The sequence below is a fragment of the Candidatus Zixiibacteriota bacterium genome (assembly GCA_021159005.1).
In the GTDB taxonomy this organism is placed as follows: domain Bacteria; phylum Zixibacteria; class MSB-5A5; order UBA10806; family 4484-95; genus JAGGSN01.
Genome location: JAGGSN010000163.1, coordinates 1 through 11,710 on the forward strand (window position 1 = coordinate 1; position 11,710 = coordinate 11,710).

Annotated in this window: 10 protein-coding genes and 1 tRNA gene; 1 reads left to right on the forward strand and 10 read right to left on the reverse strand. The window is 39.2% G+C overall.

Features of this window, described 5'->3' with window-relative positions:
- Window positions 1–647, reverse strand: a 647-nt coding sequence (locus J7K40_10485; GenBank protein MCD6162826.1) for a phage integrase SAM-like domain-containing protein, incomplete at its 3' end; no start/stop codon positions are given.
- A gap of 111 nt (window positions 648–758) precedes the next feature.
- Window positions 759–832, reverse strand: a tRNA-Met gene (locus J7K40_10490).
- Between the two features lie 145 nt (window positions 833–977).
- On the opposite strand from J7K40_10490, the gene J7K40_10495 reads away from it, so the two are divergent.
- Entirely contained in the window at window positions 978–3,227 is a 2,250-nt protein-coding gene (locus tag J7K40_10495) for a UvrD-helicase domain-containing protein (protein MCD6162827.1), read from the forward strand.
- Between the two features lie 36 nt (window positions 3,228–3,263).
- Here J7K40_10495 and J7K40_10500 read toward each other — a convergent pair whose 3' ends face one another.
- The 8 genes from J7K40_10500 to J7K40_10535 form a co-directional block, all read right to left on the reverse strand.
- The gene (locus J7K40_10500; GenBank protein MCD6162828.1) at window positions 3,264–5,594 is read right to left on the reverse strand and encodes a PAS domain S-box protein; all 2,331 of its coding nucleotides are present in this window, start codon (window positions 5,592–5,594) and stop codon (window positions 3,264–3,266) included.
- 44 nt (window positions 5,595–5,638) lie between these two features.
- Window positions 5,639–6,082 carry a response regulator gene (locus J7K40_10505; protein MCD6162829.1) on the reverse strand — a complete coding sequence of 148 codons (444 nt, stop codon included), beginning with the start codon at window positions 6,080–6,082 and terminating at the stop codon, window positions 5,639–5,641.
- 54 nt (window positions 6,083–6,136) lie between these two features.
- Window positions 6,137–6,613, reverse strand: a complete 477-nt coding sequence (locus tag J7K40_10510) for a response regulator (GenBank protein ID MCD6162830.1) — start codon at window positions 6,611–6,613, stop codon at window positions 6,137–6,139.
- A gap of 34 nt (window positions 6,614–6,647) precedes the next feature.
- A complete protein-coding gene (locus J7K40_10515; GenBank protein ID MCD6162831.1) occupies window positions 6,648–8,111 on the reverse strand; it encodes a hypothetical protein in 1,464 nt (487 codons plus the stop codon).
- 50 nt (window positions 8,112–8,161) lie between these two features.
- Window positions 8,162–8,704: a heme NO-binding domain-containing protein gene (locus tag J7K40_10520; protein MCD6162832.1), complete on the reverse strand. Its 543-nt coding sequence runs from the start codon at window positions 8,702–8,704 to the stop codon at window positions 8,162–8,164.
- A gap of 30 nt (window positions 8,705–8,734) precedes the next feature.
- Window positions 8,735–9,475: a PAS domain S-box protein gene (locus J7K40_10525; GenBank protein MCD6162833.1), complete on the reverse strand. Its 741-nt coding sequence runs from the start codon at window positions 9,473–9,475 to the stop codon at window positions 8,735–8,737.
- A 2-nt stretch (window positions 9,476–9,477) separates the two neighbouring features.
- Window positions 9,478–10,626, reverse strand: coding sequence for an FIST C-terminal domain-containing protein (locus tag J7K40_10530; GenBank protein MCD6162834.1), 1,149 nt, complete (start codon window positions 10,624–10,626; stop codon window positions 9,478–9,480).
- 358 nt (window positions 10,627–10,984) lie between these two features.
- Window positions 10,985–11,419 carry a GNAT family N-acetyltransferase gene (locus tag J7K40_10535; GenBank protein ID MCD6162835.1) on the reverse strand — a complete coding sequence of 145 codons (435 nt, stop codon included), beginning with the start codon at window positions 11,417–11,419 and terminating at the stop codon, window positions 10,985–10,987.
- Window positions 11,420–11,710: the final 291 nt, after the last annotated feature.

The following is an 11,710-nucleotide window of genomic DNA, read 5'->3' on the forward strand; positions in this document are numbered from 1 at the left end:
CCCGGATTTATAAAATTAAAAAAAAAAAGATAAAAATTAATCGGGCATTTGCTTAAAAAATTCTCACATTCTTTTTTTGACAAAAATCGCGGTTGTTTTGAATTTATGACTTTAAGTAAAGAAACACCATCGCATGGATTAGTTGAGCATAGGTTTTGTTTAATTCCTAAATTAAATACTGATTTTAGAGTTTTAATCTCATAATTGAGAGTCACAGCTTTTGCTTTAGTACAATTATTAGGGATTTTTATAGGGAAATCATCTGGAAGCTTAAGGGTCCTCGGATCAACATTTAACCTAAATTTCTTATATTTTTCAAACATGTCGAGATCAAGTTGTGAAATCTTGGATATCTCCGGGTAATTCAATGCAAGAAACAATTGAAAGTTTTTGATTACGTTATGATATCTCATAGTAGATGTTGGCCGATGATTAGTATTTGAGTAATCTAAATACAATTCAAACAAGTCTATAATCTCTCCATCAGCAATATTGAATTTAAACTTATTCTTGGCAATTTGTACTTCGGTATCTTTCAGTACTAATTCAGCAAGCTTTTTCGATGGTCCTACTTTTTTTCTAATTCTCTTGCCATTAGAGCGGATATCAATGTAATAATTTTTTCCTCTTTTATAAATCGATCCCAATTTAATCTCCTTACTCTATAGACACTCAATGGTCACAGGTATGTTTTATCTAAATATAATATTTTTGTAATCTGTTGCCAATCAATAATTTAATGTATATAAAATAAATAATAGCGGCGCAGGGATTTGAACCCCGGACACGAGGATTATGATTCCTCTGCTCTAACCAACTGAGCTACGCCGCCATTAAAAGACTAATTTATTTAGAACATTAATATTGTCAAGAACTTATTTGTATATCGACAGTTAATTTGCTGTAAATATGTCTTTATTGCTTATTCCACTAAAACTACTACCATCACCAAAAAATAATCATATATTGCCTATACTATGAACAATGATTGTTTGAAAGGCTTAAATCCCGCCCAACGAGAAGCAGTAAGCCATATTGAGGGACCTCTCTTGGCATTAGCAGGCGCTGGTTCGGGTAAAACAAGAGTAATTACTCACCGCATCGCCCATTTAATTGCTAACCGTATAGTGCGAGCCGATCAGATACTTGGAGTAACTTTTACCAATAAAGCCGCCGGAGAAATGAAGGAAAGAGTAATCAATCTTCTGGGACCTGCCGGTAGATTTGTCTGGCTTTCAACTTTTCACTCATTTTGTGCCCGCCAACTGAGAACTCATGCCGATAAGCTCGGCTTCAAACGCGATTTCACAATTTACGACACTGCTGATAGCAAAGCTCTTATCAAACGTATAATAAAAAACTTGGGTATCCCGGAAAACCAGCCGTCTCCGGCTTCTGCCCTGAATGCCATCTCGCGAGCAAAGGATAAGCTCATATCAGTTAGCGTATTTCAAGAATCGGCCAGCGATTTTATCATCCAAAATACTGCTCGAATATATGATGATTATCAAAAGCAGCTAAAAAAGAATAGCGCCATGGATTTCAATGACCTATTGATGCTTACTGTAAATCTTTTCGATAAATTTCCCGATATTCGGGCATTCTATCAACAAAAATTCCCTTTCCTCTTAGTCGATGAGTATCAGGATACCAATTATGCTCAATACCGCCTGATTAAATTTCTGGCAGGAGAGAGAAAAAATATTTGCGTTGTTGGCGATGACGACCAATCGATTTATGGTTGGCGCGGCGCTGATATCAATAATATCCTTAATTTTGAGTTAGATTATTCCGGCTGCAAAATTGTGAAACTTGAACAAAATTATCGTTCTACAAAAACTATTCTCGACAGCGCTTATCATGTTATTCGTAAAAATATTAACCGCAAATCCAAAAGGCTTTTCACTGATAAGCTTGGCGGCGATAATATCACGTTCATGTTATGCGGCGATGACAGGGATGAAGCTGAAGCGGTTACCGCAAAGATTCAGCTTGGTTTGCGGGATGATAAAAGTCCGTCAGATTTCGCTATTTTATTCAGAACTCATGCCCAGTCGCGTTCTATTGAGGATGCTTTGAGGGATGCAGGTGTTCCTTATGTGATAATTGGCGGAACCAGGTTTTATGAACGAAAAGAAATTAAAGATATTATTGCCTACCTGCGTCTGATGGTAAATCCGGATGATACCGAATCATTATTAAGGATTATTAATGTGCCGAAACGCAAAGTCGGCAAGGTGTCAATTGAAAGATTATTAAAAGCAGCCGAACAAGAAAACATTTCCCCATTTGAACTATTAGCAAAACCAGACTCTGCCGGAATTAAAGGAATTGCCGCTGTTGAGTTGAAAAAGCTTTATCAGATTATTACTAATCTATCAAAAAATATTGATAAAATGCCTCTTGATGAAATAGCTGCTCGTCTTATCGATGATGTGGGCTATCTTAAAATGCTGACTAATGACACGTCGCCGGAAGCTGATGTTCGAGCTGATAATGTTAAAGAATTTCAAAATGCGGTAATATCGTATATTGTAAGGATTAAAGAAGATGACAGCGAAGACCAACAACCATCGCTAAGCGGTTTTTTAGAGGAAATCGCTTTAATCACAGAAACCGATAACCGAGATGAAAACGGGGAGGCGGCAACGCTAATGACGCTTCACGCCGCCAAAGGCTTAGAATTTGATACGGTTTTTATAACCGGCATGGAGCAGGGATTGTTTCCCCTTATAAGAGATTCCCTTAAAGCAGATGATATAGAAGAGGAAAGGCGGTTATGTTATGTTGGGATTACTCGCGCCATGAACAGGCTTTTTCTTACTATGGCCAGTTTCCGCCGCCGTTATGGCAGCATCAATTTTACCTCTCCGTCATGTTTCCTTAACGACATCCCGGAAGAGCTTATCGATGTGGAACGTTTTAATTATTATGAAAGAACGCCGGCTTTAAAATATTCCCCAAAGCAACAGCCTGCAAACTCATATAAAGCGAGAACAAACAAGCTAATTGCCAATAACGATAATAGTGTCAGCACAAACTCTGAAAAACTATCTGATTATGATAAACTGAGGGCTGGCGTAAGAGTATCGCATTTTAAATTTGGGGATGGTATGATTATAAATAAAGAGGGTAAAGACGAGGATACTATCCTGACAATCCGTTTTGGGGCAAGTATTAAAAAAATTATGGTAAAATTCGCTCCATTAGATGTACTGGATAATTGAATAACAATTAGAATACACTATCATTGTTATCTTGTTTTATGTTTCTTTTAATGAGTTGACAGAGGCTGCCTTTTTATCGAGTTCTTCCCGAATAGCCTGACCGATAGTATCGCGCGAATATGGTTTCTTTATATATCGACCCGCCCCAAGCTGCTGCGTTTTGTTAACCCGATCGGTTGCAGAATAACCGCTTGCAATTACAGCCTTTTGTCCGGGGTGCAGTTTAATGATTTCACGATATGTATCCAGACCGTCAAAATCATCTTCCATTATCATATCCAGCAAGATAATATCGACACTATTATTCTTCAAGTACTTAACGGCTTCTCTGCCGCCGCAAACCGACTCGACCCTGTAGCCTAAGCTGGTAAGAAGTTCCGAGGCTATTATTCTTTGCTCTTCGACGTCGTCAATAACCAATATTGTTTCGCTGCCTTTATAGTTTGATGCAACATTGGATTTTTCTTCAACGCTTTTGTTGCAAACGGGAAAGTAAAGAACAAACTCCGTTCCCTCTCCAACTTTAGAGAAAATATCATAGTAACCGTTATGGTCTTTTACGATTCCATATACTACCGATAATCCAAGACCGCTGCCGCTGGATCCCATCTTCTTTTTTGAGTAATATGGTTCAAAAATTCTACCTATATCATCTTGTTTCACCCCTGTGCCGGTGTCGCGGATTTTCAGAAATATATATTCTCTCTGCTTAATCTTATCGTAGCCGCCCAGAAGTTTTTCAATATGTTTTTGCGATGTTTCTATAGTAATCGTGCCGCCTTCCGGCATAGCTTCAAAGGCATTAACGATAAGATTCATTATTACCTTCGACAGATGAGGGCAAGAGCCGTTTATATTAGCGATGGTATTATCAAGTTTCAGTTTGACGGAAATATCCGAGTGTTCTTCTTTTAGTATTACAAAGCCCGATGAATCAAGATAGGCGTCGATAACATCATTAATATTGAGCGGGGACATCTCAAGACGACCTCTTCTCGCCAGTGTTAAAAGATCCTGTATCACATCTGCTGCTTCCTTAGCAGAATTGCCGATTCTTTGCACCTGTTTTCTTAATGGACTATCCTCGGGAAGTTTTAACAGCATCAACTCGGGATATCCAACCAATGGTCCAAGTATATTGTTCAGATCGTGCGCAACGCCGCCAGCCAATATCCCCAGTGATTCCATTCTCTGAGCTCGTTCAAGTTGTTCCTGAAGTTCAAGCCTGTGCTTTTCCGCCTGTTTGCGTTCGGTAATATCTTTATCCACACCTCGATAGCCTATCAGTTTGCCGTTATCATCCAATATTGGCACGCCGTTTGTCTGAAGGCACACTTTCTCTCCTGTTTTCGTTAGATTCCAATTCTCTAAATCAACAATTGGCTTTTCTTCAGAGACTGTTTTTCTGAAGATTTCACCGATTCGTTTTGCCTCATCGTCAGACATTAAATCAAAAGGAGTTTTTCCAATAAGCTCTTCGGGATCATATCCAAGGAGTTCTTTTACCTGCCCTGAGGCAAAAGTATATTTCCCATTCATGTCAACTTCCCAAATCCAATCAGCCGAGCTTAACGCAACATCATGGAACCTTCTTTCTGATTCTTTCAACTCCTTCTCTGTCCGTTTACGATCGGTGATATCACGAACTATAGCCATGATAACAACCTTACCGCCGATATCGATGTTATTGAGGCTGACTTCCGCATCAAAGGGAGTGCCATCGAGCCTGATATGAGTCCATTCAAAGAATTGGGGTTTACCAATCAAAGCGGCGTTGATTTTTTCCAAAGCCTTTTCTTTCGAATCACGTCCATCAGGTTGTATAGGCGGGGAAAACTCATACGGCTTTTTTTGTAAAATCTCTTCACGGGTACAGGCATAGATTTCTTCGGTTTTTGAATTACATTCAATAAAAGTATCCTTATGCATTAAGAAAATAGAGTCATTTGCAGATTCAAATATGGTTCTGAATTTCTTCTCCGAGTATCTTACATCTTCCTCCGTCTGTTTACGCTTGATAGCATACCGGATAGAACGCTCCAGCATGGATGAATCAATCTGACCCTTAATCAGGTAATCCATTGCCCCCACCTTCATAGCCTCTATATCAACCTCGGAACCGCCCTGACCGGTAAGCAATATCATCGGAGCCAGGCAACCGCTTTCAATAGACTCCTTGATAAGATCAAGTCCGCTGTACGCCCCAAGGCGATAGTCGATAAGATAGACATCATGCTGTCTATGACTGATTATATTAAGAGCTTCTTCATAAGTTGAAACCCAATCCAACTTGTAGGCTGCTTCCTTAGTTTCTGAAAGTAAGCCTTCAGTTATAATATAATCATCTTCGTCGTCATCGACCAACATTACCTTGATGAGGTTGTCATTAACTTTAATAATTCACCTATCTGTTACGGCAGTTCAACAATTTCAAACCAGTATATTTTAAGGGTTTTCATAATTGACACAAGCGATTCAAACGATACCGGCTTGGTGATAAACGAATTCACGCCGAGGTCGTAAGTGCGAAAGATATCCTCTTCAGCTTTCGAGGTAGTCAAAACTACCACCGGGATTCGCCGCAGTTTCGGATCCGATTTTATCTCCTTAAGGGCTTCGCGGCCGTCTTTTTTGGGCATGTTCAGGTCGAGCAGTATCAGCCCCGGCAAAGACCAGTTCTGTGTGCCGGCATATTCCCCTCGATGATAGAGGTAATCCATTAACATTTCGCCGTCTTCTACGATATGAAGATTGTTAGCCAGTCGGTTTTCCTCAAGCGCTTCGGTCGCCATCAGACGGTCATCCGGATCATCATCGGCCAGCAATATCGAGATTGGTTTTCCTTTTGCATTCATCATATATTTCCTGTTAATGTTGCCTTCAAGATAAAACCGCGATATGTATTTTGCCTATACATGTGTTTTTTCAACATGATTACTCTCATTATAATGTTCAACAATTTCAAACCAGTATATTTTAAGGGTTTTCATAATTGACACAAGCGATTCAAACGATACCGGCTTGGTGATAAACGAATTCACGCCGAGGTCGTAAGTGCGAAAGATATCCTCTTCAGCTTTCGAGGTAGTCAAAACTACCACCGGGATTCGCCGCAGTTTCGGATCCGATTTTATCTCCTTAAGGGCTTCGCGGCCGTCTTTTTTGGGCATGTTCAGGTCGAGCAGTATCAGCCCCGGCAAAGACCAGTTCTGTGTGCCGGCATATTCCCCTCGATGATAGAGGTAATCCATTAACATTTCGCCGTCTTCTACGATATGAAGATTGTTAGCCAGTCGGTTTTCCTCAAGCGCTTCGGTCGCCATCAGACGGTCATCCGGATCATCATCGGCCAGCAATATCGAGATTGGTTTTCCTTTTGCATTCATCAATCTTTCCCCTTTTCTATTATTCACTAAAATGTTATATAATAGGTTGTATAAAGCTCGGTTCTCTGCCTTTAAATGCAGCTATTTTTTTTTCTTGAACTTTCTTTTTCGCTTTTTGCTGATTAATTATTTCCTCTTGGATTTCATCATTCATTACAACATCGCGTTGTTTTAAGGGGATAGTTATAATGAACTTTGCTCCTTTTCCCGGTTTGCTTTCTGCCGTGATATCACCGCCATGACGTTCGATAATTTTACGACAGACTGCCAAACCTATACCTGTCCCCTTATATTCGCTTCGGCTATGCAGTCTCTGAAAAACATTAAAAATTTTACTGGAATATTTTTCATCAAAACCTATACCATTATCTTCTACGACAATTTGACAGAATTCTTGAACAAAACTATCTTCTGAAGAATCTTGAGATTGTTTTTCTATAATTTTGCTGTCAACTTTCACAATTGGTGTTATATTCTTTTTATGGAATTTCAGACCATTGCCTATTAAATTTTGCAAAAGCTGGCGCATTTGTATAGGATCCGCATCAATAATTGGCAGCTTGCCCAACTTGACTCTTCCGTTCAAATGATCGATTGTTATCTCTAAATCGGATATTACCTCTTCCGCTATCTTCTGAAGATTGAGAGCAACAAATGGCTGTGCCTTGGAAGCTACTCGAGAGAATGTCAGTAGATCTTCGATTAAAACCTGCATTCGACCGGCTGCGGACTGCATTCGTTGAAGATAGTCGCGCCCCTTTTCGGATATATCATCGCCACATGTTGCTTTTAAACGGTCGCCAAACGCTCGAACCTTTCGGAGTGGTTCTTGAAGGTCATGTGAGGCTACAGAAGCGAACTCTTGCAGTTCACGGTTGCTTTGTTCCAGCTTGGCAGCGAATGTTTTTAAATCTTCCTCAGCCTTTTTGCGTTCGGTGATTTGACTTTGAAGATCATCCAGAACCAGTTCTAATTGATGTCTTGATTCTTCCATATCTTTCATCATATTAAGAAATGCTTTTCGCTGGTCATATATTTCGCTCAATTTCTGATTGAGTTCTTGTTTGGATGTCTCGAGTTCCTGGTTTTTTATTTTTAATTTTTCGGCGTTTAATGTAGCTTCCTGCAAAGATTTACTGTTTTCATCACGCGCTACAAGAAAGTCAATGAGGTCGTCGGTTGCGGCGAAATCATCGAATTTAAAATGAACTAATTCTTCAATGCTTTTTGCGTTTGGTGATGCCAACATTATAAATCCGTCAAAGGTCGATTGCCATTGACCTACTAAAGGAATATTTTGATCATCTCTAAGTAGAAAAAATTCGTGCCTTATTCCAATCTTTGAAGCTACTGATTCCGGAGAATAATTTTCATGGGATTTTTCTGATTTAATTAAATTGGAGATATTCATGCCTACAGCATGTTTAGCCCACGTCAAAATTGCCTCGCTTGCCCAGATTATATCCATATTCTTGTCGGTTGCCAGAATAAATGGCATAACCTGACTAAGATTTTCAGGCGCAATCTTTATATAACTGACGTTATGACTCAAGGAAAAGTAACCTCCATAATGCAGTGGGGTTCTCCTTTATGTACGCAAGCTGTCTCTCGTACCTGAAGCTCCTGGTTGAAAAGAATTCCAACTCCCAGAATCATCCCATGAAGCACAACGCAGAGTCCGCGTTTAGAATGATAATGCATCAACAGCCTGCCGTCAGACAGTTCCTCATATTCAAATTTTGGCGGTATTGCTTTTGCAATGCTCCTGATAGCATGTTCATGTACACGATTCATGTTAATAAGGAATTCCCGCGGCGATGATCCCGCTAACTTGAAAAAGACCGGATATTGATTTTTTAAAACATTCGGGATTAGGAACTTGCCATATTCGATCATTATCGTTTCCGCAGGCAGTCCGGAGACTTTAGAAGCCGCCTTGACCAAAGCCATCGTCGATTCATCGGGATAATCTTGATTGATGGCAAAGAACTGATCTTCACAGGCGGCAAGTGATTTGATTTTTTCCCATGCCTCAGAGCCAAACTTTGTCTCTACCAGTTGCTGAATCCCTTTATTAATAATACCTTTCATTAGTATATCCTTAATATAAGCGTTAACAACTTAATACTTATTTTCCATTCCCAATTTGGCCAGTAATTGGTTGATTTCATTTTTCAGTTCAATCATCTTGAGTTCCCTGCCGACAGCAAGTTTGTTAAATTCTTCGAGTTCTTTCATTTTATCGGCCATTTCCCTCTCATATTTTTTTCTTTCAGTGATATCTATGAAGCTGTCAAGTATATATTTTCGTCCTTCCAGGATTATATAGGTTACTGTCTTGAGTATCGGTACCTCTTCACCTTTAGCAGTTATTAACATTCGCTCTGAATTATATATTTCCTGGCCAAGATCGGTGAATGGACATTTTCCCTTCTCGGCCGGGCAAATATATTTATGACATATATTTCCGATAATCTGTTCGGTAGGAGCGTCTATCATTTTCGCCGCCATAGGATTAACATCTACAATAACGTGGGATTCGGGATCTATAATTACAGTTCCAGTCTGAATTGTATTCAGTATTATCTTTAGACGTTTTTCGCTCTCTCGCAGCGCTTCCTCAGCCTGTTTTTTTTCAACAAGTTCCTGACGCAGTTGTTCGTTGGTTTTTGCAAGTTCCTGTGTTCTCTCATTTATAACGTTTTGTAAGAAAGTATTTGACTCGAACAAAGAAAACGCGTTACCGGTAGAATCGATGCTTCTCTCGATTCGACCCATCAAGGCTGTATTAATTTTATCAAGACTTGCAAGCTTTTCCTCTAACTCAAGTATGTGTTTTTCAAGCTGTTGTACTTGCGGCATAATTAACTCCCGATTACGACTCCGGTAAATGTCTGGTTAACATGAATAGAATTATATTGTTCACCATAGGTGTGGAAACCTACAACATTATGCCGTTTCATAATCTTGCCTACATCGCTTGCCAAATCTTTTTCGATAACTTCAAGTCGGCGCAGGATGCATTCAAAGCCGATAATTAATTGCGGATTGGGAACTTTTTGCGATATATCTGCTAAAGAACTCTCCAGATGGCTAACCAGATCAGAGCTTTTCGAAAGAGTCAGAACCAAGCCTTCATCAATAGCACAGAAAAATGTCAGGCTGCCGTCGTCATTTGTCTTTTGGATGGAGCGGACATAATATTCGCCGCCGATTTTAAGCATCACCGGGTATTTGGAAAATACCATAGGTTCCAGTTCATCGATTTTCAATCCTATAAGCCGCGCATATTCCCATGCAGCCGGTTTACCGTTGATTTCTTTGACCACGCGAAGACTGGGAATCGCCTGTGTGATTACCAGTTTTTTATCGGTTGGCGTAAAATGCTGTATTTTAAAAGTTTCGAAAGGCAAGGATGTGATAATTAATGTAACAGTTGCCATGTTTGAGATAAACTGCCCATCGGAGTAGATACAAGTCTTTTTAAAAGCTATATCATCTCCGGCTGAACCCCCAATCAGCGGAATATTTCCTAAAGCGCTGTAAAGATTTGCAATTACTATTTCCTCCATGACCGAAAGACCATCAATCAGAAATAAACCAAACGCCTTTGCATTAGCGTCTTTTTTCTGCTCTTCTGATAAGTGTTGTTTCACAGATGTGCCAATATCCTGTATCTGCGATGTATTGAGATTGTCAAGCGGATTAATATTATATGTGAGAACTTTTAATTTCTCACTTGTGAGGCTGAATCCGGTAAGGGAACCTTCCCGGTAGCCATCAGGAGTGATTTCACCAGAGGTCGAACAGCCTATCACAGGAACCGTGAAAGCTTGTTTCAGTTCGTTTCCCAGTTTGTCCAGATTGAGCTTTGAGGAGGCAAAAATAACCACAGCTGTCATTTCGGGATGATAGATTTGATTATAGAACTCCTTAACTGCCTGGGCTTCATCAGGCAAACATGAATAACCTCGTTTTACAATTACGCTTGTTTTTGTTTCGGTTGTTATCATGGTTATCTCCTATACAATATGTTTACATAGCAATAATAATCAGCAGTCATGAAACCCAACATGAACAGCAGCGAATCTTGTTAGCGCTGTTTTTAACATTGTGTTAGGTTATTGCAACTTTTACTTTTTAGCATGGCTGCGATTATAATTAATCTCACTTTTAAAAGACTATTAATTGTCTTTAACAATTGGTATAACAGGATTATATTTTTTTAATAGTAATAAACCTGATTAACCAATAGTTATTTACATTTTCGGCTAATATGATGGGCATTTTAATAATTTAAGTAATGATTATCCGGTTATTTTCAAAATCGTTTAATATTTAAACAGATTTTATCAAGCCCAAAACTGAATTTTAGACATCATCAGATAAGCGTTTAGAGAAATAATGAACATTATCAGTGAATTTATATCCAACTTTGCCAAACAAGTTTTTCGAGGGATTATTATAATCCTCAATCAATGCCGCTATAATCATCAAACCTAAACCAAATAAGAACTTCTCGCATTCCTCGATTAATGTTTTTGCCAGCCCTTGCCCGCGATATTCAGGGTCGATAGCCAGACGGTTAATCCAGCCTTTGCGACCATCAGAGGTGCCAACGATTGCCCCGATTAGCTTGCCATTATCGAACATTCCTAAAAAGCAGGTTTCCTCCCTTTTAAATTCGAAAGCCATCAACTCGCGGGAATCCCGTCCCTTTGGTCTGTATGGCAAACCGCTTTTTTGCCAGAGATTCATCAAATCATCATAATCTGGCATTTCAAGTTTTCGGATATTGTATTCCATGTTTCCGCCGGTTTATTTGTTAACCTTTTGAATAATGTGTTTGAACATTAATGTAAAATATATAAATATTGGGCAAATTCAATAGTAAATTTTTAGCATGATAAGATTACCTGATACTGCTTATTAAGTAAACTGTTCCACTACTGTCCGGCCTTTTTTATAGAGTTCTTAAAATAATACGCAAACAATCGAAACTTGCTTATTTCATAACCCATAGAGCAGCGGGATGTTGGGCAACTCCGATAAACATCGGCACTTCATCTTTTATTTTGTTAAATATTTCGAGCTAAG

What these genes read in the sequence shown, in the direction of transcription:
- J7K40_10495 (MCD6162827.1), top strand. Translation starts at nt 978, where the DNA reads ATGAACAATGATTGTTTGAAAGGCTTAAATCCCGCCCAACGAGAAGCA.
- J7K40_10500 (MCD6162828.1), bottom strand. Translation starts at nt 5,594, where the DNA reads ATGTTGGTCGATGACGACGAAGATGATTATATTATAACTGAAGGCTTA.
- J7K40_10505 (MCD6162829.1), bottom strand. Translation starts at nt 6,082, where the DNA reads ATGAATGCAAAAGGAAAACCAATCTCGATATTGCTGGCCGATGATGAT.
- J7K40_10510 (MCD6162830.1), bottom strand. Translation starts at nt 6,613, where the DNA reads ATGAATGCAAAAGGAAAACCAATCTCGATATTGCTGGCCGATGATGAT.
- J7K40_10515 (MCD6162831.1), bottom strand. Translation starts at nt 8,111, where the DNA reads ATGCCATTTATTCTGGCAACCGACAAGAATATGGATATAATCTGGGCA.
- J7K40_10520 (MCD6162832.1), bottom strand. Translation starts at nt 8,704, where the DNA reads ATGAAAGGTATTATTAATAAAGGGATTCAGCAACTGGTAGAGACAAAG.
- J7K40_10525 (MCD6162833.1), bottom strand. Translation starts at nt 9,475, where the DNA reads ATGCCGCAAGTACAACAGCTTGAAAAACACATACTTGAGTTAGAGGAA.
- J7K40_10530 (MCD6162834.1), bottom strand. Translation starts at nt 10,626, where the DNA reads ATGATAACAACCGAAACAAAAACAAGCGTAATTGTAAAACGAGGTTAT.
- J7K40_10535 (MCD6162835.1), bottom strand. Translation starts at nt 11,419, where the DNA reads ATGGAATACAATATCCGAAAACTTGAAATGCCAGATTATGATGATTTG.